Annotated in this window: 20 protein-coding genes and 2 pseudogenes; 10 read left to right on the plus strand and 12 right to left on the minus strand. The window is 70.7% G+C overall.

Annotated features, from left to right (window positions below; genetic code table 11):
* Window positions 1-18: 18 nt before the first annotated feature.
* From CIB93_RS07845 to CIB93_RS07870, 6 genes are all read right to left on the minus strand, one after another.
* Window positions 19-1422 (minus strand): nucleobase:cation symporter-2 family protein, encoded by a 1404-nt coding sequence (locus tag CIB93_RS07845; protein WP_096625445.1) that lies wholly within the window; start codon window positions 1420-1422, stop codon window positions 19-21.
* Between the two features lie 68 nt (window positions 1423-1490).
* Window positions 1491-2423, minus strand: a complete 933-nt coding sequence (gene pucL / locus CIB93_RS07850) for a factor-independent urate hydroxylase (protein WP_096625447.1) — start codon at window positions 2421-2423, stop codon at window positions 1491-1493.
* 7 nt (window positions 2424-2430) lie between these two features.
* Window positions 2431-2820, minus strand: coding sequence for a hydroxyisourate hydrolase (gene uraH, locus CIB93_RS07855; protein WP_018514694.1), 390 nt, complete (start codon window positions 2818-2820; stop codon window positions 2431-2433).
* Between the two features lie 20 nt (window positions 2821-2840).
* Window positions 2841-3377, minus strand: coding sequence for a 2-oxo-4-hydroxy-4-carboxy-5-ureidoimidazoline decarboxylase (gene uraD / locus CIB93_RS07860; protein WP_096625449.1), 537 nt, complete (start codon window positions 3375-3377; stop codon window positions 2841-2843).
* 155 nt (window positions 3378-3532) lie between these two features.
* Entirely contained in the window at window positions 3533-3853 is a 321-nt protein-coding gene (locus tag CIB93_RS07865) for a helix-turn-helix domain-containing protein (protein ID WP_096625530.1), read from the minus strand.
* Window positions 3854-3990: 137 nt separating this feature from the next.
* Window positions 3991-4242: a hypothetical protein gene (locus CIB93_RS07870; RefSeq protein ID WP_179500023.1), complete on the minus strand. Its 252-nt coding sequence runs from the start codon at window positions 4240-4242 to the stop codon at window positions 3991-3993.
* 301 nt (window positions 4243-4543) lie between these two features.
* Here CIB93_RS07870 and CIB93_RS07875 point away from each other — a divergent pair, with 301 nt between their 5' ends.
* The 3 genes from CIB93_RS07875 to CIB93_RS07885 all read left to right on the plus strand — a co-directional run bounded on the left by CIB93_RS07875 (window position 4544) and on the right by CIB93_RS07885 (window position 8058).
* Window positions 4544-5383: a TIM barrel protein gene (locus CIB93_RS07875; protein ID WP_096625453.1), complete on the plus strand. Its 840-nt coding sequence runs from the start codon at window positions 4544-4546 to the stop codon at window positions 5381-5383.
* 80 nt (window positions 5384-5463) lie between these two features.
* Window positions 5464-6357 carry a 2-hydroxy-3-oxopropionate reductase gene (locus CIB93_RS07880; protein ID WP_096625455.1) on the plus strand — a complete coding sequence of 298 codons (894 nt, stop codon included), beginning with the start codon at window positions 5464-5466 and terminating at the stop codon, window positions 6355-6357.
* 243 nt (window positions 6358-6600) lie between these two features.
* Window positions 6601-8058 carry a catalase gene (locus CIB93_RS07885; protein ID WP_096625457.1) on the plus strand — a complete coding sequence of 486 codons (1458 nt, stop codon included), beginning with the start codon at window positions 6601-6603 and terminating at the stop codon, window positions 8056-8058.
* 620 nt (window positions 8059-8678) lie between these two features.
* Here the strand turns inward: CIB93_RS07885 and gcl are convergent.
* Complete coding sequence (gene gcl, locus CIB93_RS07890; protein ID WP_096625459.1) at window positions 8679-10463, minus strand: glyoxylate carboligase; 1785 nt, start codon at window positions 10461-10463, stop codon at window positions 8679-8681.
* 260 nt (window positions 10464-10723) lie between these two features.
* Here gcl and CIB93_RS07895 point away from each other — a divergent pair, with 260 nt between their 5' ends.
* Together CIB93_RS07895 and CIB93_RS07900 are read left to right on the plus strand one after the other, a co-directional pair.
* On the plus strand, window positions 10724-11434 hold the full coding sequence (locus CIB93_RS07895) for a hypothetical protein (RefSeq protein WP_096625461.1): 711 nt from the start codon (window positions 10724-10726) through the stop codon (window positions 11432-11434).
* A gap of 93 nt (window positions 11435-11527) precedes the next feature.
* Window positions 11528-12103, plus strand: coding sequence for a GNAT family N-acetyltransferase (locus CIB93_RS07900; protein WP_096625532.1), 576 nt, complete (start codon window positions 11528-11530; stop codon window positions 12101-12103).
* Window positions 12104-12117: 14 nt separating this feature from the next.
* On the opposite strand, the gene CIB93_RS07905 is transcribed toward CIB93_RS07900, so the two are convergent.
* Both CIB93_RS07905 and CIB93_RS07910 read right to left on the minus strand, forming a co-directional pair.
* Window positions 12118-13743 (minus strand): AMP-binding protein, encoded by a 1626-nt coding sequence (locus tag CIB93_RS07905; protein ID WP_179500024.1) that lies wholly within the window; start codon window positions 13741-13743, stop codon window positions 12118-12120.
* Window positions 13740-15416: an AMP-binding protein gene (locus CIB93_RS07910; RefSeq protein ID WP_096625463.1), complete on the minus strand. Its 1677-nt coding sequence runs from the start codon at window positions 15414-15416 to the stop codon at window positions 13740-13742. The genes CIB93_RS07905 and CIB93_RS07910 overlap by 4 nt, the downstream gene beginning before the upstream one ends.
* Window positions 15417-15547: 131 nt before the next feature.
* Between CIB93_RS07910 and CIB93_RS07915 the strand changes: the two genes are divergently transcribed.
* Window positions 15548-16390 carry a response regulator transcription factor gene (locus tag CIB93_RS07915; RefSeq protein WP_096625465.1) on the plus strand — a complete coding sequence of 281 codons (843 nt, stop codon included), beginning with the start codon at window positions 15548-15550 and terminating at the stop codon, window positions 16388-16390.
* Window positions 16391-16500: 110 nt separating this feature from the next.
* Here CIB93_RS07915 and CIB93_RS07920 read toward each other — a convergent pair whose 3' ends face one another.
* Window positions 16501-17655, minus strand: coding sequence for a winged helix DNA-binding domain-containing protein (locus tag CIB93_RS07920; RefSeq protein ID WP_096625467.1), 1155 nt, complete (start codon window positions 17653-17655; stop codon window positions 16501-16503).
* A 122-nt stretch (window positions 17656-17777) separates the two neighbouring features.
* Here CIB93_RS07920 and CIB93_RS07925 point away from each other — a divergent pair.
* The 4 genes and pseudogenes from CIB93_RS07925 to CIB93_RS38730 form a co-directional block, all read left to right on the plus strand.
* Window positions 17778-17996, plus strand: a pseudogene (locus tag CIB93_RS07925) (hypothetical protein); the annotation flags it as partial.
* Window positions 17997-18409: 413 nt separating this feature from the next.
* Window positions 18410-19369, plus strand: coding sequence for a zinc metalloprotease (locus CIB93_RS07930; RefSeq protein ID WP_096625536.1), 960 nt, complete (start codon window positions 18410-18412; stop codon window positions 19367-19369).
* A 77-nt stretch (window positions 19370-19446) separates the two neighbouring features.
* A complete protein-coding gene (locus CIB93_RS07935) occupies window positions 19447-21054 on the plus strand; it encodes a serine/threonine-protein kinase (RefSeq protein WP_179500025.1) in 1608 nt (535 codons plus the stop codon).
* Between the two features lie 54 nt (window positions 21055-21108).
* A pseudogene (locus CIB93_RS38730) lies at window positions 21109-21402 on the plus strand (hypothetical protein); the annotation flags it as partial.
* Window positions 21403-21552: 150 nt separating this feature from the next.
* On the opposite strand, the gene CIB93_RS07945 reads toward CIB93_RS38730, so the two are convergent.
* Both CIB93_RS07945 and CIB93_RS07950 read right to left on the minus strand, forming a co-directional pair.
* A complete protein-coding gene (locus tag CIB93_RS07945) occupies window positions 21553-22572 on the minus strand; it encodes a glutathione S-transferase family protein (RefSeq protein WP_096625469.1) in 1020 nt (339 codons plus the stop codon).
* Window positions 22569-24083 carry an MFS transporter gene (locus CIB93_RS07950; protein WP_096625471.1) on the minus strand — a complete coding sequence of 505 codons (1515 nt, stop codon included), beginning with the start codon at window positions 24081-24083 and terminating at the stop codon, window positions 22569-22571. The genes CIB93_RS07945 and CIB93_RS07950 overlap by 4 nt, the downstream gene beginning before the upstream one ends.
* Window positions 24084-24127: the final 44 nt, after the last annotated feature.

Raw genomic sequence — 24127 nt, forward strand, 5'->3', positions numbered from 1 at the left:
TGTGGGCACGGCAGGACCCTAGGAGGATTTGAGTGCCACAGCGGTGCGGCTGTGGGTGCCGAGATGGTGGAAGAACAGATTGAGCACGACGGCGACCAGCGCTCCCGCACTGATTCCGGAGCCCAGGACGGTCTGCGCCCAGGCCGGAAAACCGGCGTAGAAAGTGGGCGCGGCGAGCGGGATGATGCCCGCGCCGAGCGCGACGGCGACCAGGATGATGTTGGAGCTGTCGTCGAGTCCGGCCTCGGACAGCGTACGGATGCCGCTCACGGCGATGGAGCCGAACAGGACGATGCCCGCGCCGCCGAGCACCGGCATCGGGACGAGCGAGACGACCGCGCCGAGGACCGGGAAGGCGCCGAGGATCAGGAGCGCGCCACCGGCCGCCGCGACCACGTACCGGCTGCGTACCCGGGTCAGCGAGACGACGCCGACGTTCTGGGCGAAGGCGCTGGTGGGGAAGGAGCCGAAGACCGGGCCGATCAGGGTCGCGATGCCGTCGGTGCGCAGACCACGGGTGATCGTACGGCCGTCGGTGCGGCGCTCGCAGATCTCGCCGAGGGCCAGCATGCCTGCGGAGGACTCCGTCATCAGGACGAGCATGACGATGCAGAGGGAGAGGATCGCGGCGGGCTGGAACTCGGGCGCGCCGAAGGCGAAGGGGGTCGGCAGGGCGGCGAGCGGGGCGGACTTCAGCGCGGAGAAGTCGGCGAGTCCGAACGGGATCGCGGCCAGCGTGCCGACGAACATGCCCATCAACAGGGCGACCTGCTTGAGGAAGCCGCGCCCGAAGCGCTGGATCAGCAGGATGACGACGAGGGTGAAGGCGGCCAGCGCCAGGTACTTCATGGCGCCGAAGTCGGCGGCGGTTGCGTCGCCGCCCTGGGCCCAGGCGACCGGGACCGGCATGAGCGTCACGCCGATGAGCGTGATGACCACGCCGGTGACGAGCGGCGGGAAGAAGCGCAGCAGCCTGCCGAAGAACGGTCCGACCAGCAGGCAGAACGCTCCGGCGACGAGCACCGCCCCGTAGATCGCGGGCAGTTGGTGCCCGGGGGCGCTGGTCTCGGCGATGGCGAGCATCGGGGCGATACCGGCGGAGGAGGCTGCGTTGACGAACGGCAGGCGGTTCCCGGCGAAGCGGCCGAGGCCGATCGTCTGGAGGATGGTGGCGAGTCCCGCGATCAGGAGGCTCGCCGCGATGAGCCGGGTCATTCCGGCGGCGTCCAGGCCGACGGCCTGGCCGATGATCAGCGGAGGGGTGACGACGCCCGCGTACATGGCGGCGATGTGCTGGAGCGCGGCGGGGACGAGCCGCGCGGGAGGAAGCTTCTCGTCGACCGGGTGAACCGCCGTGTCGGCAGTGGTGGCCGGTGAGGTTCTGGCTGGGCCTTCTGCCGGCCCCGATGCAGGCTGTGCCATGGGTGTTCCCTCCGGGATGACCGGCCCCCGCCCGACTGCGGGCGGACGGGGGCCGGTTCAGTGCCGCGTCAGAGGTTGGTCATGTCGACCGGGATCTTCGGCTCGACGCCGTCCCGGAGCACGGTGGCCTCGATCAGGCCGTAGGGACGGTCCGCCGCGAAGTAGACAGCACCATCGGCGGTATCGTTCTTCAGTCCGAACGGTTCGAGGTCCACCAGGAAGTGGTGGTTGTTCGGCAGCGAGAAGCGGATCTCGTCGATCTCGCTGCGGCTGTTGATGATGCGCGAACCCATCTGGTACAGGGTCTGCTGGAGCGAGAGGGAGTACGTCTCGGCGAAGGCCTGGAGCATGTGCTTGCGCGCCTGCTCGTAGGACTTCTCCCAGTTCGGCATGCGCTGCTCGTCGCTGGTCCAGTTGTAGCGCCAGCGCGCGGAGACGTCGGTCGCCAGGATGCGGTCGTACGCCTCCTTCAGCGTCGTGTACTTGTCCTTGACGTAGCCCCAGAACTCGGAGTTGGTCGAGTTCATCACCGTCAGGTCCTTGAGGCCCGAGATGACCTCCCAGCTCTCACCGTCGTAGGTGATCTGGGACACGCGGGTCTCCTGGCCCTTGCGGGCGAAGGAGTGCTTGACGTCGTCGGCGCCGATGAACCTGGAGTTGCCGTCGGAGGTCGCGATGCGCTCCCAGGCGTACTCCTCGATCCGGATCCGGGCACGGTGGATCGGCTCCTGCGAGGAGACGAAGTGCCGGGCGAGGTGGATGCCGAACTGCTCGGCGGACTCGATCCCGTACTCCTTGGCGAACGCGAACACCGTGTTCTTGGTGGTGTCGGTCGGCAGGACGTTGGCGTTGGAGCCGGAGTAGTGCACGTCGTCCATGTCGCCGGAGAGGGCGACCGAGACGTTCAGGTCCTTGATGTGGTGGGTGTCGCCGTCCCGCACGATCTTGACGACGCGGTTCTCTGCTTTGCCGTACTGGTTCTGGCCGAGAATCGTGGGCATGTCGGTGCTAGCTCCCTCGGTAAACGGAGTAGCCGAACGGGTTGAGCAGCAGCGGTACGTGATAGTGCTCGCCCGGGACGACCGCGAACGCGATCGTCACTTCCGGGAAGAACGCGCCGCTGTCCCTTACGCGGGGGGCGTCCTGCTGCGCCTCGGCTTGCTTCTTGGAAAAGTACGTCTCGGTGTCGAAGTCGAGACGCACGTGGGTGGTGCCCTCCGGCAGCGCCGGCAGGTCCTTGCAACGCCCGTCCGCGTCGGTCGCCGAGGCGCCGAGCGTCACATACGGCGCGTCGCTTCCGCTGCGGGCGGCGAGCGATACGGCGACGGACGCGGCGGGGCGGCCGATGCTGGTGTCCAGGATGTGCGTGGACACCGATGCGGTCGTGTCGGTACTCAAGACCGTCACTCTCCTAGATCTCAAGAGTCCTGTGCGGGAGCGCCCTCTGCGAGGGTCTCCTGTACGAGACGGGTCAGCCGGATGCGGTTGATCTTGCCCAGTTCGGTGCGCACGATCTCCTGCTCCTGCTCGGGTGAGTTCCCGATCCGGGACTTCACCGCGTCGCGCATCTGCTCACCGGTGGCGCCGGTGGCGCAGATCAGGAAGACATGTCCGAACCGCTCCTGGTAGGCCAGGTTCAGTTCGAGCATCTCGGTCTTGAGCTCTTCGGAGGCGCCGGCCATCCCCCGCTGCTCGCGGGAGGAGGTCGGGTCGCCGGGCTTCGGGCGGCCGATCGGCGGGTGGCCTGCCATCGCTTCGGCCAGGTCCTCCGCGGTGAGCTCGGCCATGGCGGCGTCGCTCGCGGAGAGGAGGGCATCCACGGTGGCGTACGGGCGCCCGGCGAGAATGGTGTTTCCCCAGGTCCCACTGGCACACACCTCGTGCAGTACGGGAGTGGCCTCGCCGACCGCCAGGGTGTTGAACCGGGTGAGGCCCGGTGTGGAGCTCGAAGTCACGGGAGCCTCCGTGGCTGTTTTTCGCTGTGCGTTGTTCGGGCTGCGGATAGCTAACGCCCTCCACAACACGACGTCAACACTTTGTTGAAATCTCGCGAACGAAGAAAGCCGCCGTCCCGACATGCGGACAGCGGCTTTCCTGAGCGTTCGGCCAACTACTCACCCTTGGGTGAAAGTTCCCGGTTGAGGTAGTTGTACACGGTGAACCTGGAGACCCCCAGGGCTCCGGCCACGGTTTCGACGCCATGCCGTACGGAGAAGGCACCGCGTGCCTCCAGGGTCCGGACGACGGATTGCTTGGCCTTGCGGTCCAGGTCGGCGAGCGGCATCCCGTGCCGCCTCGCCAGGGCGGCGAGGATGCGGTCCAGCGAGTCGGACAGCTGGGGCAGGCGCACGGCTATGACGTCCCGGCCCTCCCAGGCGAGCACCACATCGTCCGGCTGGGCCTGCTCGGGGCCCAGCAGCTCCGCGCCCATCGCGTCGACGAGCGGCTTGACCGCGGAGACCAGAGGGTGATCGGCCGGCCCCGAGGAGCGACCGGCCGCTTCCGAGGAGCGGCGGGCCGACCCGTGGGGATGATCGACCGCCCCCCGGGACTGATCGGCGGATTCGGTCATGGTGCGCCCTCCCCGATCACGTTGACCTGGAGCGAGACCCGGGTGGCGCCCGAGGCCAGGGCCTGGCGCAGCAGGGAGTCCACGGCGGTGAGCACCTCGTCCGCGCCCCCTTCCGCCGTGTTCCCGAACGGGCCGACGTCCACCGCGTCGAGCTCGGCTCCCTGGATGACCTCGCGGGCCACCACCGCGTGGGCGGGCGCCTCGTCGAGATCGAAGGGCTCGGTGGTGAATTCCACCCTCAAGCGCACTGTGCCTCCCTGATGTCCTCGCCGCGGGTGCGGGCTCGCGCGGCTCGGCCACGACTGTAGCCGCTGGAGCGGACCCGCCCCCGGTGCGCGCGAGGTGCGTCCGGCCGCACCCGTCGCACAGCGCCCGGAGGCCGGGCAGGCGCAACGGACCCGCGGCGGAAGGCGCCCCGGCGGCCGGTTCCGCACGCCGTCGACCGGGGCGAATTTCGCGGCACCCCCTTGACAGCCCCGCCACCCTCCGGGCAATCTTCCGTTAAGCAGAAACTAACTTCCGCAATACGGAAGGAGCGCCGAAATCCTCATGGGATACCCGGACCAGCGCTTCGATGTGAACCTTTCGATCCTCTTCACGGAACTCCCGCTCCTGGAGCGCCCCGCGGCAGCCGCCGCGGCGGGCTTCACGGCGGTCGAGCTGTGGTGGCCCTGGATCGAGACCCCCACCCCGCCGCAGGCGGAGCTCGACGCCCTCAAGAAGGCGCTCGACGACGCCGGCACCCAGCTGGTGGGGCTGAACTTCTACGCCGGACAGCTGCCCGGCCCCGACCGCGGCGCGCTCTCCGTGCCCGGCGCGGAGTCGGACCGCTTCCGGGCCAACATCGAGGTGGCGGCCGACTTCGCCGCCTCGGTCGGCTGCAAGGCGCTCAACGCGCTGTACGGCAACCGCGTCGAGGGCGCGGACCCGGTGGTGCAGGACGCGCTCGCCCTGGAGAACCTGGTGCTGGCGGCCCGCGCGGCCGACCGCATCGGGGCGATCCTCCTCGTCGAGACCCTGAACAAGCCGGAGTCGCCGCTCTACCCGCTGGTCAGCGCACCGGCCGCGATCGAGGTCGTCGACAAGGTCAACGCGGCGACGGGCCTCGGGAACGCGAAGTTCCTGCTGGACCTCTACCACCTCTCGATGAACGGCGAGGACCTGAGCCAGGTCATCAAGGCGTACGCCGCGAAGACCGGTCACGTCCAGATCGCCGACAATCCGGGCCGCGGCGCGCCGGGCACCGGCTCGCTCCCGCTGGAGCAGCTGCTCGACGAGCTGAAGGACGCCGGCTACACGGGCTGGGTCGGCCTGGAGTACAAGCCGGGCGACCGCCCGAGCGCCGACTCCTTCGACTGGCTCCCGGCGTCGGCCCGAGCGGCCCGCTGACCGGCCGCGGGCGGGCCGGGTCCACCGGCAGGTGAGCCCAACCCCCCTTACGTACACACGTTTTTCAGGAAGGCACCCTCATGAGCAACAACCTCCCCAAGGTTGCGTGGATCGGTCTCGGCATCATGGGCTCCCCCATGTCGGAGAACCTGATCAAGGCCGGTTACTCCGTCACCGGATACACCCTGGAGCAGGACAAGATCGACCGGCTGGTCGCGGCCGGCGGCACCGGCGCCGCCTCGATCGCGGACGCGGTCAGGGACGCCGACGTCGTCATCACGATGGTGCCCGCTTCCCCGCAGGTCGAGGCCATCGCGTACGGTCCCGACGGCATCCTGGAGAACGCCAAGCGCGGCGCGCTGCTGGTGGACATGTCCTCCATCACCCCGCAGACCTCGGTGGACCTCGCCAAGAACGCGGCCGACAAGGGCATCCGGGTCCTGGACGCGCCGGTCTCCGGCGGCGAGGCCGGTGCCATCGAGGCGGTCCTGTCCATCATGGTCGGCGGTGAGCAGGCGGACTTCGACACCGCGAAGCCCCTCCTGGAGGCGCTCGGCAAGACGATCGTGCTCTGCGGCCCGCACGGCTCCGGCCAGACGGTGAAGGCCGCCAACCAGCTGATCGTCGCCGTCAACATCCAGGCGTGCGCCGAGGCCGTGGTCTTCCTGGAGAAGTCCGGCGTGGACCTCGCCGCCGCGCTGGACGTCCTCAACGGCGGTCTGGCCGGTTCGACCGTGCTGACCCGCAAGAAGGACAACTTCCTGAAGCGGGACTTCGCCCCCGGCTTCCGGATCGACCTGCACCACAAGGACATGGGCATCGTGACCGACGCCGCCCGCAACGTCGGCGCGGCCCTGCCCGTCGGCGCGGTGGTCGCCCAGCTGGTCGCCTCGCTGCGCGCCCAGGGCGACGGCGGCCTGGACCACTCGGCGCTGCTGCGCTCGGTCGAGCGGCTGTCCGGCTCCCAGGTCTGAACGCCCCCGGCCCCGTGAAAGGGCGACCGGCCACGATCGCCGGTCCGCCGCCGGGGCCACGGCCCGCACGACGGGCCCCCACATCTCCGGGCCGCGGTGGCGCTGACACCTGTCCTGTCGCGCCCAGGCGCCGCCGCGGCCCGGAACCACAAACTTCGATTTCAACAAACTGTTGACGTTGCTTCGCGGCGAATCTACGCTCCTCAAGCCGTCAGCAGCTCGTACGAAAGGTCATCCCGCCACATGGCTAAGCGTGTGCTCACGACCGAGTCAGGCGCCCCGGTCGCCGACAACCAGAACTCCGCCACCGCCGGTGTCGGTGGACCGATCCTCCTCCAGGACCAGCACCTCCTGGAGAAGCTCGCCCGCTTCAACCGTGAGCGCATCCCGGAGCGCGTGGTCCACGCCCGCGGCTCCGGTGCGTACGGCTACTTCGAGGTCACCGACGACGTCACCGGCTTCACCCGCGCCGACTTCCTCTCCGCGGTGGGCAAACGCACCGAGACGTTCCTCCGCTTCTCCACCGTCGCCGACTCGCTCGGCGGCGCGGACGCGGTCCGCGACCCGCGCGGCTTCGCCCTCAAGTTCTACACGGACGAGGGCAATTACGACCTGGTCGGCAACAACACCCCGGTGTTCTTCATCAAGGACCCGATCAAGTTCCCCGACTTCATCCACTCGCAGAAGCGCGACCCGTTCACGGGCAAGCAGGAGCCGGACAACGTCTGGGACTTCTGGGCGCACGCCCCCGAGGCGACGCACCAGGTCACCTGGCTGATGGGTGACCGCGGCATCCCCGCCTCGTACCGTCACATGAACGGCTACGGCTCGCACACCTACCAGTGGACGAACGCCGAGGGCGAGGCCTTCTTCGTCAAGTACCACTTCAAGACGAACCAGGGTGTGCGGTCCCTCTCCGGCGAGCAGGCCGCCGAGCTCGTCGGCAAGGACGCCAACTCGCACCAGACGGACCTGCTCCAGGCCATCGAGCGGGGCGTGAACCCGTCCTGGACGCTGTACGTCCAGGTGATGCCCGCCGCCGAGGCCGCGGACTACCGGTTCAACCCGTTCGATCTCACCAAGGTGTGGCCGCACAGCGACTACCCGCTCCAGCGGGTCGGCCGCCTGGTCCTGGACCGCAACCCGGACAACGTGTTCGCGGAGGTCGAGCAGGCCGCGTTCTCCCCGAACAACTTCGTGCCCGGCATCGGCCCGTCCCCGGACAAGATGCTCCAGGGCCGGCTGTTCGCCTACGCGGACGCGCACCGCTACCGCCTGGGCGTCAACCACACCCAGCTGCCGGTGAACGCCCCCAAGGCGACGCAGGCCGACAACTACGGCCGCGACGGGCTGCACGCGACCCGCAACGGCTCGCGCCACGACAAGAACTACGAGCCCAACTCGTACTCCGGTCCGGCGCAGACCGACGCGGCGCTCACCGCCCCGCTCGCGATCCACGGCTGGACGGGCACGTACGAGACGGCCGCCCACGCCAAGGACGACGACTTCTTCCAGGCGGGCGAGCTCTACCGGCTCATGTCCGAGGACGAGAAGGGCCGCCTGGTCGCGAACATCGCCGGAGGCCTCTCGCAGGTCACCCGCGACGACGTGATCGAGAAGAACCTCGCCCACTTCCACGCCGCCGACGCCGACTACGGCAAGCGCGTCGAGGAGGCCGTCCGCGCCCTGCGCGAGGACTAGCCCGCGCCTGGGCCCATGGACCCTGCCCGTACCGCGCACCCGGATGAGGGGTGCCGCGCGGCACGGGCAGGACGACGAGGCCGCGGCGGCTGTGCGATGCCAGTGCGGTGGTGAAGGCCCGGGGGCCGTCTCCTGACCTGAAGGAGACGCCTCCCCGGGGCGATCGCCGCCGCCGCGGTCCCTGTCACCCGGCGACACCTCTGTCGCTCCCCGAACGAGGGCGCGGAGTACGGATACGGTCCCGTACTCCGCGCCCTTTCGCGTGCGCGGGCACGATCCAGGCCCGGGCCCGGCGATCGAGCCCGTCCGGCGTCTGAAGGACGGAACCGTCGCGTCGGCGGGCCCGCACCATCTCAGCCTGTCCGGCGTTCGAGGACGGCCCCTGGACTGGGTGGTCCCGTATCCCACGGGCAGAGGTGCCCACCACGTTCCTCACGCGGGAAGCGGCGCCCGCCATGCCAAGGGTTCCGTCCTCGAACGCCGGACTGGCCGCCGGAGTGGCACACGCCGGACGGGCCGGAGTGGCACACCCCGCAAGGGCGGAGGCCGGGCACGGCGGAGGGCCCCCGCCTCGGAGACTCGCTCCGGGGCGGGGGCCCTCTCGTCGGGTGACGGGTGCGTCAGGAGACCGTCAGGGGGCGAATCGCGGTGGGCGCGTGGGACGGGTCCGTCGCGATGTCCTCGAACTCGTTGACCGACGCGATGTCACTGCCGCTCATCGCGATGTTCGTGACCCGCTCCAGGATCGCCTCGACGACCACCGGCACCCGGAACTCCGCGGCCAGCTTCTTCGCCTCCTCGAAGGCGGGCAGCAGCTGGTCCGGCTCGGTGACCCGGATCGCCTTGCAGCCGAGGCCCTCGACGACCTTGACGTGGTCGACGCCGTAGACGCCCAGCTCCGGGGAGTTGAGGTTCTCGAACTCCAGGTTGACCTGGAAGTCGATGTCGAAGTTGCGCTGGGCCTGACGGATGAGCCCCAGGTAGGAGTTGTTCACCAGGACGTGGACGTACGGGATGCGGTGCTGCGCGCCGACGGCCAGCTCCTCCAGCATGAACTGGAAGTCGTAGTCGCCGGAGAGGGCGACGACCGTGCCCTCCGGGTCCGCGGTGGCGACGCCCAGGGCGGCCGGGATCGTCCAGCCGAGGGGGCCCGCCTGGCCGCAGTTGATCCAGTGGCGCGGCTTGTAGACGTGGAGCATCTGCGCGCCGGCGATCTGGGAGAGGCCGATGGTGGTGACGTAACGGGTCTCGGGGCCGAACGCCCGGTTCATCTCCTCGTACACGCGCTGCGGCTTGAGCGGCACGTTGTCGAAGTGGGTGCGGCGCTGGAGGGTCGCCTTGCGCTCCTGCGTGGAGGCGGCCCAGGCCGAGCGGTCCTTCAGCCTGCCCGCGGCCTTCAGCTCGCGCGCCACCTCGACGAAGAGCTCCAGAGCGGCCTTGGCGTCGGAGGCGATGCCGAGGTCGGGGGCGAAGATCTTGCCGATCTGGGTGGGCTCGATGTCGACGTGGACGAAGGTGCGGCCCTGGGTGTAGACGTCCAGCTTGCCGGTGTGGCGGTTGGCCCAGCGGTTGCCGATGCCGAGGACGAAGTCGGACTCCAGGAAGTTCGCGTTGCCGTAGCGGTGCGAGGTCTGGAGGCCCACCATGCCGGCGTTCAGCTCGTGGTCGTCGGGCAGGATGCCCCAGCCCATCAGGGTCGGGATGACGGGGACGCCGGTCAGCTCGGCGAACTCGACCAGGAGCTCGGAGGCGTCGGCGTTGATGATGCCGCCGCCCGCGACGAGCACCGGGCGCTCCGAGGCGTTCAGCAGCTCGACGGCCCGCTCGACCTGCTTGCGGGACGCGGCCGGCTTGTGCACCGGGAGGGGCTCGTAGAGCTCGGGGTCGAACTCGATCTCGGTGAGCTGGACGTCGATCGGCAGGTCGATGAGGACCGGTCCGGGACGGCCGGTGCGCATCAGGTGGAAGGCCTGCTGGAAGACGCCGGGGACCTGCGCGGCCTCCAGGACGGTGGTGGCCGCCTTGGTGACCGGCTTGGCGATCGAGGCGATGTCGACGGCCTGGAAGTCCTCCTTGTGCAGGACGGCCGTCGGGGCCTGGCCGGTGATGCACAGGATCGGGATGGAGTCGGCGATGGCGGAGTACAGACCGGTGATCATGTCGGTGCCCGCCGGGCCCGACGTACCGATGCAGACGCCGATGTTGCCGGCCTTGGCCCGGGTGTAGCCCTCCGCCATGTGGGAGGCGCCCTCGACGTGCCGGGCCAGCGTGTGCTGCACCCCGCCGGAGGCCTTGAGGGCCGCGTAGAAGGGGTTGATCGCCGCACCCGGCACACCGAACGCGTTGCTGACGCCTTCACGCTTGAGGATCTCAACTGCCGCTCGGGCAGCGGTCATACGAGGCATTGAGTGCTCCTGCTCGGGATTGGTGGAGTCGGGCTCTGTCGCGCCACCTGAGAGCACCAATTCCGCATTACGGAAACTTAGTTCTGCTATATGGAAGCAATCTAGAACCTGGGGCGATCGCCGTCAAGGGCGTACAGCGCCGCTCGCCCGTACGGAGTGCGCCAATCCCCTCCCCAGAGCCTCGCCCCTGATGGACGATGGCGTGACGAGGGAGGCACGGAGCGCAGTCGGCCGCGCAGCCGTGCCGGAGGGAGACGATCGTGGAGTCCGTGCCGGTACGGTGCCCGGTCTGCAGCCGGGACCACGCCTACAGCACACCGGCCTACCCGTGCCCGTGCGGGGCGCCCACCACCCCGCCGCTGCTGCCCGGCGCACCGGCGGTCCAGGTCACCCACCGCAGCTGGAACGACGCGTGGGTCACCGTCCGCTGCACGTCCTGCGGCCGGGAGGACCAGTGGCCCCAGCCGGAGCTGTGCTGCCCGTGCGGGACCGTGCTGCGGATTCCGGTGCGCCCGGTGGCCGCCGCCCCGGCCCCGGACTCACCGGTCTCCCCCGCCCATATCCCGCTGCCCCGCACCGCCGCGCACCCGCGCCCGGTGTTCCGGCCGATGACGATCCGTACGGGCCACGACGCGGTGAGCGCGGCCGGGCTCTATCTGACCTGGCTGGGCTACCGCGACGTGGGCCGTCCCGGGGCGGGCCCCGCCTCCGGGATCGACCTGCGGGCCGACGGGCTGATCGCCCAGGTGGACTCCAGCACCCGCCCGGCCACGCTGCGCGCGGTGGAGTGCCTCTGGCTCAACGCCCTGGGCGCATCCGTGACCGGGGTGTTCTTCTCCCTCGCGGGGTACGCGGCCGATGCCCGGGCCCGTGCGGACGGCGTCGGACTCCCGCTCTTCGTCATCGACCTCACGGGGACCCCACAGCCGGTCAACAGTCCGGCGCACGAGCTGGTCAGCACCGGAGCCTGAGTGGCGGTCCGGGCTCCGCCCCCCGAGGTTCTCCCGGAGGGTGAATCCGGCCACGGCGTACCGGTCAGCCGTCCGGCGCGGCACACTGAGTGCATGCGTATCCGCTCCGCCAGACGCTCCGATCTCCCGCTTCTGCAGGACATCGAGCGCGCCGCAGGGGAACCGTTCCGCACCCTGGGCATGGCCTTCGTGGCCGACGACGACCCGCCCCCGCTCGACCTGCTGGAGAACTACCGGCTCGCAGGCCGCTGCTGGGTGGCCACCGACCCCCTCTCCGCCACCGGCGACCGGCCGCTCGGCTATGTGCTCGCCGACCCCGTCGACGGCGCCCTGCACATCGAACAGGTCTCGGTCGACCCGGCCGCCGCCCGCCGTGGCATCGGCCGCGCCCTCATCGACCGGCTCGCCGCCCTCGCGGTGGGACGCGGGATGAAGGCGCTCACCCTGACCACCTTCACCGACGTGCCGTGGAACGCCCCCTACTACACCCGCATCGGCTTCCGGGTCCTGACCGAGGACGAACTCACCGACGGGCTGCGGGCCATCCGCACCGAGGAGGCCCAGCACGGCCTGGACCGCTGGCCCCGGGTCTGCATGCGACGCGACCTGGTGCCGGCCGCCCGGCCCCCGGAGGCCTCGCCCACCATGGCGGTCGGCGGCGGCGCATGAGCTGAGCGCCGGGCTCAGTCCGCGTACGACTCGCGCAGCTCGATCTTGCGGACCTTGCCGCTCACCGTCATCGGGAAGGCCTCCAGAATCCGCAGCCTGCGCGGGATCTTGTAGTGGGCGAGCCGTTCCCGGCAGTGCGCGGTGAGCTCCTCCAGGGTCGGCGGGTCGGCCGGGTCGCGGGGAATGACGCAGGCCAGGATCTCCTCCCCGTAGTGCTCGTCCGGCACGCCGACCACCTGGACGTCGGAAATCTTCGGGTGACCGTGCAGGAACTCCTCGATCTCCCGGGGGTAGACGTTCTCGCCGCCCCGGATGATCATGTCCTTGATCCGCCCGACGACCTGGACGTAACCGTCGTCGCGCATGACCGCGAGGTCCCCGGTGTGCATCCAGCGGCCAGCGTCGATCACCTCGGCGGTGCGGTCGGGCTGGTCCCAGTAGCCGAGCATCACGCTGTAGCCCCGGGTGCACAGCTCGCCGGCGGAGCCGCGCGGCAGGGTGATCCCGGTGGCCGGGTCCACGATCTTGACCTCGATGTGCGGCAGCGCCCGGCCGACCGTGCCCGTACGGCGTTCCAGGTCGTCGTCGCGGCGGGTCTGGGTGGAGACGGGGGACGTCTCCGTCATCCCGTAGCAGATGGACACCTCGGCCATGTGCATCTCCGCGACGACCCGCTTCATCACCTCGACCGGGCAGGGGGAACCGGCCATGATGCCGGTGCGCAGCGAGGAGAGGTCGTACGCGGCGAAGTCCGGCAGGTTCAGTTCGGCGATGAACATGGTGGGGACGCCGTACAGCGAGGTGCAGCGCTCCTGCTGGACGGCGGCGAGCACGGCGGCCGGTTCGAAGGACGGGCCCGGGATCACGATGCACGCGCCGTGCGAGGTGATGCCGAGATTGCCCATGACCATGCCGAAGCAGTGGTAGAAGGGCACCGGCAGACAGACCCGGTCGGCCTCGGTGTACGCGACCGTCTCCCCGACGAAGTAGCCGTTGTTGAGGATGTTGTGGTGGGAGAGCGTGGCGCCCTTGGGGAAGCCGGTGGTGCCCGAGGTGTACTGGATGTTGATCGGGTCGTCGCAGGACAGGGCGGCCTCGCGGGCGGCCAGTTGCTCCCGGGTGACGGCGGGGGCGGCGGCGGTCAGCTCGGACCAGGACGGGTCGCCGATGTAGTGGACGGCTCGCAGGGACGGGCAGTCGGCGCGGACCTCGTCGACCAGGGCTCGGTAGTCGCTGGTGCGGTGCGCGAGGGAGGCGACCAGCAGGGAGATGCCCGCCTGCTTCAGGACGAACGCCAGCTCGTGGGCGCGGTAGGCCGGGTTGATGGTGACCATGACGGCCCCGATGCGGGCGGTGGCGTACTGGACGAGCACCCACTCGGGGCAGTTGACCGCCCAGATGCCGACCCGGTCGCCCTTCTCCACGCCGGACGCCATCAGGGCACGGGCCAGCTCGTCGACGTCCGCGCCGAATTCCGTGTACGTCCAGCGGCGGCCGGAGACCACGTCCACCAGGGCCTCGCGGTCGCCGTGGGCGGCGATCGTCCGGTCCAGGTCGCGGCCGATGGTGTCACCGAGCAGCGCGGTGGTGCCGGTGCCGTGCGCGTAGGACAGGCGGCTCCCGCGCGTCAGCTCGCTCACTTGCAGTCCCCCTCGTCGAACTCGGTGCCGTCACCGGCGGCGGTGCGTTCGCGGAGTTCGATGCGGCGGATCTTGCCCGAGACGGTCTTGGGCAGCTCCGCGAACTCCAGCCTGCGGATGCGTTTGTACGGGGCGAGGACCGCCCGGGAGTGCTCGAAGAGCGCCTTCGCGGCGTCCGGGCCGGGCTCCCAGCCCTCCGCCAGCACGACGTACGCCTTCGGTACGGCCAGCCGGAGCGGGTCGGGGGCGGGGACGACCGCGGCCTCGGCGACCGCCTCGTGCTCCAGGAGGGCGCTCTCCAGCTCGAACGGCGAGATCTTGTAGTCGGAGGCCTTGAAGACGTCGTCGGCGCGGCCCACGTACGTGATGTAGCCGTCGTCGTCGCGGGCGCCGATGTCGCCCGTGCGGTAGTAGCCGCCCGCCATCGCCTCGGCCGTGCGGTCCGGGTCGCCGTGGTAGCCGGTCATCAGGCCGACGGGCTGGTCGGCCAGGTCGAGGGCGATCTCCCCCTCCGCCGCCCCGGGCCGTCCCGTCACCGGGTCGAGCAGCTCCACGGTGAAGCCGGGGCTGGGGCGGCCCATGGAACCGGTCTTGAGGTGCTGGCCGGGGGTGTTGGCGACCTGGACGGCGGTCTCCGTCTGACCGAAGCCGTCCCGGATGGTGACCCCCCACTCCCGCCGGACCGTCTCGATCACCTCGGGGTTCAGCGGCTCCCCCGCCGCGACGGCCTCGCGCGGCGGGACGTTCAGCCGGGACAGGTCGGCCTGGATGAGCATCCGCCAGACGGTCGGCGGAGCACAGAAGCTGGTGACGCCCGCGCGGTCCATCTCGGCCATCAGACGGGAGGCGTCGAAGCGGGTGTAGTTGACGATGAAGACGGTGGCCTCGGCGGTCCACGGGGCGAAGAGGTTCGACCAGGCGTGCTTGGCCCAGCCGGGCGACGAGATGTTCAGGTGGACGTCCCCGGGGCGGAGGCCGATCCAGTACATCGTCGACAAGTGGCCTACGGGATAGGACACATGGGTGTGCTCGACGAGCTTTGGGCGGGCGGTCGTGCCGGAGGTGAAGTAAAGCATCAGCGGCTCGTCGGCGTCCGTCCCGCGATCGGGCGTGAAGCCCGCGGGCGCCTTCGCCGCTTCCCCGTACGGCAGCCAGCCCGGAACCTCCTCACCCACCGCGATCCGGGTGTACTCCCCGGGCACCTGGTCGAACTTCGCGGTGTCCGCGTCCCGTACGAGCACATGGCGGACCCGGCCGCGCTGCACCCGGTCACGCAGATCGGCGGGGCCGAGCAGCGGGGTGGCGGGGATGACGACGGCGCGCAGCTTCATCGCGGCGAGCGCGCTCTCCCACAGCTCGACCTGGTTGCCGAGCATCACGAGGATGCGGTCGCCCTCCCGGACCCCTTGTTCCGTCAGCCAGTTGGCGGTCCGGTCGGAGCGCTCGGACATCGCCGCGAAGGACACCTCGGTACGCCGGCCGTCCTCCTCGACGATGTGCAGGGCGGTGCGGTCGTTGTTCTCAGCGATGACGTCGAACCAGTCCAGCGCCCAGTTGAAGCGGTCGGTCCGGGGCCAGCGGAAGCCCGCGTACGCCGTTTCGTAGTCCTCGCGGTGCTCCAGCAGGAAGTCCCGGGCGGCCCGGAACGTCTCCGTCGCGTTCGTCGCCGACATGTGCCCTCCTCGTTGCGGACCCGACCGGTCGCTTAACATCATGTAAAAAGTGATCCAGGTCTCACCACCCCCGAACGGGGGGGTCCCTCCCCTGGCGGGGGGGGGTACGGGCCGGGCGGAGGGGCGTCGGAGTGCCGGAACCGGTCGATGCGGTCGAGATGCAGGCGGCGCTGCTCAGGCTGCGCCGCACGAGCGGGCTTCCCGTGGTGTTCGGCGGCCTGCTGTCCGACGCCCGCCACGCGCGGATCGCCGAGCTGAACGGGGCGCAGACCAGTGCGCTGCGAGGCCTGGTCGTCTCCGCCGGGAGCGGTCTGGGCGGCAAGGCCATCGCGCTGTCCCGCCCCTGCGCGGTGACGGACTATCCCTCCTCGCGCCACATCAGCCACGAGTACGACACGGCGGTGGCGGCGGAGGGGCTGCGCTCGGTGGTCGCGGTGCCCGTCGTCGTACGGAGAAGAGTGCGGGGCGTGCTGTACGGGGCGCTGCGCACCCCGGTGGCACTCGGGGACCGGACGTTCGACGCGGCGGTGGCGGCGGCCCGCGATGTGGAGCAGGCGCTCGTCGTACGGGACGAGGCACGGCAGCTGCTGGCCGCCTCCCGGGAGCGGGTGACCGATCCGGACCGGGCGCCGGGGGCCTGGGAGGACGTGCGCGAGGCCCACCGCGAACTGCGCGCCCTGGCCCCGAGGATCGTCGACCCGGATCTGCGCGAGGAGCTGCTGGAGGTCTGCGGGCGGCTGGCCACGGCGTCGGGAGCGCGGGTTCCGGCCTCCCGTGAAGTGCGGCTGGCTCCACGCGAGGTGGACGTGGTGGCGTGTGTGGCGGCGGGGGCGACGAACGCTGCGGCCGCCGAACGGCTGGGGCTGCGCCCCGAGACGGTGAAGGGTTATCTGCGCTCCGCCATGCGGAAGTTGGGGGCGCAGACGCGGCTGGAGGCGGTGGTGGCCGCACGGCGGGCGGGGCTGCTGCCCTGACGTGCGGTCTGCGTAGGCTGCTGAATCGGCCCGCGATCCGTGACGACGTGCGGTCTGCGTCGGCTGCCGACTCGGCCCGTGATCCGTGACGACGTGCGGTCCGTGGGCCCTCAGCCGTCGCCGAAGTCCAGGAATGTGCCGAAGCGGACGTCGTACGCCGTCGCGTCCGTCATCACCGCCAGCATCCGTGCCGCCTCCTCCGTGATCTCCGCACGCTCGGCGCGGGACGGCCTCCGGAGCGGCTGGACGGTGAGGGTCGCGGTGCCGCCGGTGAGTTCGACGCGCCAGACCGCCTCGAAGAAGCCGTCGATCAGGACGGTCCCGAACGACTGGTTGCCCACCCAGTTGCGGCCCTTGTTGGCCTCCGGGACGACCCTGGTGCGGTCGGCGTGGCCCAGGAGGACGTTGTCGAACTCAGGCAGGAAGCGCGGCGGGGCCGGGGTGTCCGGGTCCGGGCGCGGGGCGTCGGGGAGGTCGAACAGCTCGACGCCCCGCTCGTCCCGGAAGGTGAGCAGCCGTGGCCGCAGCCGCTCGAAGACCTCTTTCGTCCGGGTCAGCCCCGCCCAGGTCTGGAAGTCCTTCACCGAGGCGGGCCCGAACGCCGCAAGGTAGCGCAGGACGGTGGCGTCCGGCGCGGGCGCGGGTCCGGCGGGCCTGCCGAGCCAGTGCTCCAGGGTGGTCAGGGCTACCTGTCCGCCGCGCCCCCACAGTCCGCGCGGGGTGACCTGGACCAGCGGCAGCAGACACCGGGCGGCCGCCGTGAGCGCGAGGGGGTCCGCGTCCGGCCAGCGCGTGAGCAGCTCCTCGCGCAACTCCTTGACCGGGCGCGGACGCTCCTCGACCAGCTCCACGGCCACCGCCGCGAGCCGGTCCAGGTCCACCCCGTCCAGGCCGCGCCGGAAGTTCTTCAACTCCCGCTCACGCGCCGGCTGCACGAGGGGGCGCAGAGTCAGCGCGTCGTCGGCCGTATGGGTGTGGAGGGTGGAGCGCAGGCTGACGATCCGGACCACCTCACGGGACTCCATCAGGGCGGACAGCTCCTCGGGGTCGAAGTCCGCGAGCCGGGCGTACAGCTGGAAGTACGGCGGCTTGGTGTTCTGGGCCTGGAGTCCGACGAGATGGGCGACCGCGTCCTTCGCGGGCATGGCGGACCGGCGCAGCAGGAGCTGCCGGTCCAGGGTCGCCCGGTTCAGCGCCCGGTCGGAGAGGACGACGGGGTGAGCGGGAGTTCGGTGTGCGGGGGTGCGGGGCGTCTTCGCTGCCATGGTCCGCACGCTACCGGGCCTTGCGGACACCTACGGTCCGCAAGGCGGGGGCCCGGTGGCCGTCACGCCCACCGGACCCGTGCGCCGCGCGCCCCGGGACGGCCGACTCCATGATGGGCCGGGTGATCAGTGTTCTGTTCGCCGTCCTGACCGCCCTCAGCAATGGTTCCACCTCGGTGCTCCAGCGCCGGGCGGCGATGGAGGTGCCCGACAGCGAGGCGATGCGGCTCTCGCTGATCGGTCGTCTGGTGCGGCAGAAGGTGTGGCTGGCCGGGATCGGACTGGTGATCGTGGCGGCGGTCTGCGTACGACGGACTACCGGACCAGACCGTGCCACGCAGGCACATTCCCCAGTTTGATCAAGCCCGATACGCCCCCTAACCGCGAACCGGCCAACCGGCAGATCCGCCAATCAATTTTGGCCATGATCGCGCCTGTTACCGAGAGATCACGCCACCGGGGCGAGCGGTGTCCGTTCGCGGCACTAATGCGGACACACCACCCGCCCTGGCTGCCTCATATGTTTCAGCCATCTTTCAAACACTGATTGATGCCTCAAATTTTCTTCCTGTTGGCCCGATTCACCTCACGTTTGATTGGGCCTGATCGTTCCTCCCTCACATATGACATGGTCACGTAATCTCGCCGCGGCGGTGAGGAAATCCCTCCCCGACCGCATCCGCGAGGAGTCACCATGCGCCACCTTGCCCGTATATCTCCACGTCTGGGTAGACGCTTGTTCGGCACGGCAATCATGGCTGGAACCCTGGCACTTGCCGCCCCACTGTCCGCCCCCACGGGACACGCGAGCGCCGCACCCGTCAGCAGCGCCGTCCACGCCGATGACGAGTGTGACGACGAGGGTGTCTCCTCCGCCCGTAAGGCCAGGCCCGGTCACGACGACCACGTTGACCACGCGAACGAGCCCAACGACATCACCGCGGCCAAGGCCGAGGCGATGAACGCCGATCTCAAGAAGAAGCTCGACAAGGCGCGTTCGAGCAACCGAGGGTTCGATGTCTCCGCCGCCACGACCGTCACGATCCCGGTCTACTTCCATGTGATCCACAACGGCAGCAAGGGCAAGCTCACCGCGACGGACATCAGCAAGCAGATAGCCATTCTGAACGAGGGCTTCGGCGGCCAGGGCGAGGGCAACGCCGACTCTGGCTTCCAGTTCTCACTGAAGGCCACCACCTACACCGACAACGCCTCCTGGTACAACGGCCTCTCGCACGGCTCCACCGCCGAGAAGCAGATGAAGTCCACGCTCCGCCAGGGCGGCCCGGACGCGCTCAACTTCTACACCGCCGACCTCGGCGGCGGCCTGCTCGGCTGGGCCACCTTCCCCACCTCGTACAAGTCCAGCCCGGAGATGGACGGCGTGGTCGTCCTGGACACCTCGCTGCCCGGCGGCACCGCGGGCAACTACAACGAGGGCGACACCGCGACCCACGAGGTGGGCCACTGGATGGGCCTGTACCACACCTTCCAGGGCGGCTGTAACGGCAAGGGCGACTACGTCGACGACACGGCGGCCGAGAAGAGCCCCGCGTACGAGTGCCCCGAGGGCCGGGACAGTTGCAAGCGCCAGGCGGGCGTGGACCCGATCCACAACTTCATGGACTACACGTACGACGCCTGCATGTACCAGTTCACCGCGGGCCAGGCCCAGCGGATGCAGGACCACTGGACGGCCTACCGCGCGAGCTGACGCGCGGCCCCCGGCCATGACCCTCTACCCTGCCCGGAGTACACGGCAGAGTAGAGGGATTCAGGGGATCGGGGAACGTGAGCACACCCGGCGAGATCGTCGACGGGCGGTTCGAGTTGCTGCGGCGGCTCGGCAGCGGTGGCATGGGCACGGTGTGGCAGGCTCGCGACACCGTGCTGCACCGCGAGGTGGCCCTGAAGGAAGTCCGACCCCCTGACCCGGCGTTGACGGCCGACGCGCGCGCCCAACTCGGGGAGCGGGTGCTGCGCGAGGCTAGATCGCTGGCCCGACTGAACCATCCCCATGTGGTGACGATCCATCACATCGTCAAAGCGGGCGAGGGGGTTGAGCACCCGTGGCTGGTGATGGAGCTCCTGGCCGGCCACAACCTCCAGGACCGGCTCGGCCAAGGTCCGCTGCCTCCAGCGGAGGCGGCCAAGATGGGCCGCCAGGTGCTGGCCGCGCTCCGCGCCGCGCACGCGGCGGGCATCCACCACCGCGACGTCAAGCCCGCCAACATCATGCTCCGCGAGGACGGTTCGGCCGTCCTCACCGACTTCGGCATCGCCGCCCTCCAGGGCGCCACCTCGCTCACCGCGACCGGCGATCTGATCGGCTCGCCCGAGTACATCGCCCCTGAGCGCATCCGTGGCGTCGACACCGATCCGGCCTCCGACCTCTGGTCGCTCGGCCTCGTGCTGTACGTGGCCGTGGAGGGCGTCAGCCCGCTGCGCCGCGCCACCACGCTCGCCACGCTCGCGGCGGTCCTGGATGACCCGGTGCCGCCGCCGGTACGTTCCGGGCCGCTGGCCCCCGTGTTGAGTGCCCTGCTGGTACGGGACCCGGCGGCGCGGCCCGACGCCGAGCGTCTGGACGCGATGCTGGCGGAGGTCGAGTCGGGTAGGCAGGCCCCGTGGGTGCAGCCGACCCAGACCGCGTACGTTCCCCCGCTGCCACCGCCCCGGACCCAACTGGACAGCCCGCGCCCCACCACCTCCGGGGCCCGGACGCCCGGGCCGACCGCGCCCCGTCCGCACCCCGGGACCCGTAGCCGTAGCCGTAGCCGTAGCCGTACGCCCGTGATCGTCTCGGTGATCGCGGTGGCCATCGCCGTGGTGGCCGCCACGGCGGTGGTGTTTGCACTGCGCGGGGACACCGATGACCAGGCGGGGGGCGACAAGGGTGGCGACCGGACCAGCTCACCCACGACCCCGACCAGGGAACCCACCACCCCCACACCGACGGCCACTCAGGAGCCCACCCTGGAACCCACCAAGGCCCCGGACCCAGACCCAGACCCAGCCCCAGACCCAGACCCGGACCCGACCACCCAAGCGCCCCCACCCGCCGACGAGGTGGCCGACACCTGGGTCGCCCAACTCGCCTCGGTTGACCAGAGCAAGGGCCCCAGCGCCCGCGAGAAGGCCATCACGGCACTGCGGGCCAAGGGCATCAACGACGTACGGTATATCGACAGCGGCGACTACGCCTCACTGCGGCCGGGCTACTGGATGATCTACCGCCCCGGTTTCCGCGATGGGAACGCCGCGATCGACTGGTGCCGCGGCCAGGGCCTCGGCACCAACAACCAGTGCGTCGGCCGGTACGTCAGCCACAGCGCCGCCGACCGCCAGTACGTCTGCGACCCCGCATCCCCGGTAGCCAGGGGCTGCACCCGCACATAGCGCCTGAGCCCCTAGCCAGCTGGAAGACTCACCAAGATCTTCATGATTCTTCCAGCGCTGCTGTCGTCCTGGCAGCTGTACGCCACGGCGGCGGCCGGGGTGGGCGCCCTCTTCCTGCTGCAGAACGCGCTTCAGGCGGGCAGTCTGGTGGCCGTTCAGCCGATGCTGACGCTGGGGGACGCGCTGATCAGCATCCTGTACGGGGTGACGCTGTTCGACGAGGAGCTGCGGACCGGCTGGTGGCTGCTGCCAGAGCTGGTCGCGCTGGCCCTCATCGCCACCGGCTGCGTGCGTCTGGCCCGTACCCCGCTGGCCAGGGGCACGCTGGCACCGCCGCCCCCGGCCCCCCCCGATCGCGGTAGGCATCCCCGGGGCGTGGTCGTACCGGCCGGCGCAGACGTGTCTCCCGGCGGGGCCGACCGTGCCGGTTCGCATGCGCGTCCTGCGTGGCCGTCCGGTTCCTGTGCGGCCGGGAAGACCTCTTGTCGCCGCCGAGGCTCAGGAGGCCGCTGCCGGGGGAGTGCCGTCTCCGAAGGGGCGGCCGCCGAGCTCTTCGCGGTGGTGCGGGGTGGTCCAGCCGGAGAGGTCTGGGCCGAGGGGGACGATGCCGGTGGGGTTGATGCCGGTGTGGGCCTCGTAGTAGTGGCGCTTGATGTGGTCGAAGTCCACCGTGTCGCCGAACCCTGGGGTCTGGTAGAGGTCGCGGACGTACGCCCACAGGACGGGGTCCTCGGCCAGCTTGTTCCGGTTGCACTTGAAGTGGCCGTGATAGACGGCGTCGAAGCGGACCAGGGTGGTGAAGAGCCGGATGTCGGCCTCGGTGATGGTGTCGCCGACGAGGTAGCGGCGGTCCGCGAGCCGGGCGGAAACCTGGTCGAGGCGGGCGAAGAGGGCCTCGTACGCCTCTTCGTACTCCTGCTGGCCGCTGGCGAACCCGGCCTTGTAGACGCCGTTGTTGATGTCCCGGTAGACGCCTTCCATGACCTCGTCGATCTCCGCGCGCAGCGGCTCGGGGTAGAGGTCGGGGGCGCCGGGGCGGTGCAGGGCGGTCCACTCGGTGGCGAGGTCGAGGGTGAGCTGCTGGTAGTCGTTGGTGACCAGCTTCCCGCTCGGTACGTCGACGATGGCGGGCACGCTGACGCCGCCGGGGTGGTCGCGCTCCCGGGCGTCGTACGCCTCGCTGAGATGGCGGATGCCGAGGACCGGGTCCTTGCCGCCCGGGTCCAGGGTGAAGCGCCAGCTGCGGTCGTCCTGAATGGGGTCGGCGACGGCGAGGGAGAGGGCGTCCTCCAGGCCGAGGAGCCGCCGGGAGACCAGGGCGCGGCTCGCCCAGGGGCAGGCCCGGCTGACGACGAGCCGGTAGCGGCCTGCCTCGACGGGCCAGCCGTCGCGGCCGTCGGCGGTGATCCGGTCCGCGAAGTGGCTCCGGGACCGCTTGAACGGCTTGTGGCCGTAGGAGGCGTTGCCGTCGCTGTCCGCGCGGCCTGTTCCCGCACTGTCCGCTGCCGTGTCGCTCATGCCTCGCTCCTCGATGCGTCGGTGGGTGTGCGTGCTGTGCTTCGTCTGTCCCGCCGGTCCGCCCCCACCTCGGCCAGGGCCACGATCAGTGCGGCGAGCACGAAGGCGACCGAGACGATGAGCCCGTGGTCGTACGCGTCGGCCCAGCCGTCCGGGCCGACCTGGGCGAAGAACACCGCGCCGACGGCGGCGATCCCGATCGCGGAGCCGACCCGCTGACCGGTCTGGAGGGTGCCCCCGGCGCTTCCGGCGTGGTGGACCGGCACCTCGGCCAGGGTCAGGGTCTGGTTCGGGGCGATGACCAGTCCGCTGCCGAGTCCGGCGAGCAGCAGCGGGGCGGCCATGGCCCAGCCCGCTCCGCTGCCGGGGACCCGGTGGACGGCGAGGGCGGTGCCCGCGAGGCCGAGCGCGACCATGGCGAGGCCCGCCACCACGAGGGGGCGGCCGAAGCGCCCGACGAGCCGGCCGCCGACGGCCGCGGCGACGCCGGAGCCCAGGGCGAAGGGGGTGATGGCGAGACCGGCCAGGAGAGCGGAGTAGCCCAGACCGGACTGGAGGTAGAGGGTCGTGACGAAGAAGATCGAGGTGAACCCGGCGAAGTAGAGCAGGATCAGCAGGCACCCCAGCCAGTAGGAGCGCAGCCGGAACAGCGACAGGTCCAGCACCGGCGTGGTCCGGCGGCCCCCGCACCGCGACTCCCAGGCGACGAACGCGGCGAGCAGGGCGGCGGCCAGGACGAGCAGGAGCCACTTGCCGTTGCCGGACCACTGCTGGGCCTGGACGAACGGCAGCAGCAGGGCCAGCACCCCGGCCCCGAGAAGCACCACGCCGACCGGGTCCAGGTCGCGCGGCCGCACCCGCCGCGCCGAGGGCGTGTCCGGGAGGAGGCGCCTGGCGAGCAGCAGGCAGAGGACGCCGAGCGGGAGGTTGACGTAGAACACCCATCGCCAGCCGTGCTCTGGGCCCGCCAGCTGGATGAGCAGGCCGCCCAGCAGCGGGCCCACGGCGGTGGAGATCCCGACGACGGTGCCGAACATGCCGAACGCGCGGCCGCGCTCGCGCCCGGAGAACATCTGTTGGATCAGGGCGGAGATCTGAGGGGAGATCAGCCCGCCCGCGATGCCCTGCACCAGCCGGGCGATCACCAGCCACAGGCTGGACTGGGCGGCTCCGCAGGCGACGGACGCCAGGGTGAACAGGGCGAGGCCTGTCATGAAGACCGCCCGGCGGCCGCGCGCGTCGCCGAGGCGTCCGGCGGGGATGAGGAAGAGGCCGAAGGCGAGGGCATACCCGGAGAGCACCCACTGGAGGGCGGACTCGGGGGTGTTCAGGCTTTCCCGGATGGAAGGAAGCGCCACGTTGACGATGGAGACGTCCAGCAGCGTCATGAAGCCCGCGACCAGGCAGACCGCGAGCGCCTGCCAGCGCCGGGGGTCGGGGCCGTCGGCGTCGTGGCCGCCGGCGTCGGTGCCGCGCCCGGCCGGCCCGGGATGCGCCGCGCTCCGTGCCATGGTTCGCACCTTAGGGGCCGCGCCCCCCAACGGCCCCCTCCGCC

This window comes from Streptomyces sp. WZ.A104 (assembly GCF_002382885.1).
Classification (GTDB): domain Bacteria; phylum Actinomycetota; class Actinomycetes; order Streptomycetales; family Streptomycetaceae; genus Streptomyces.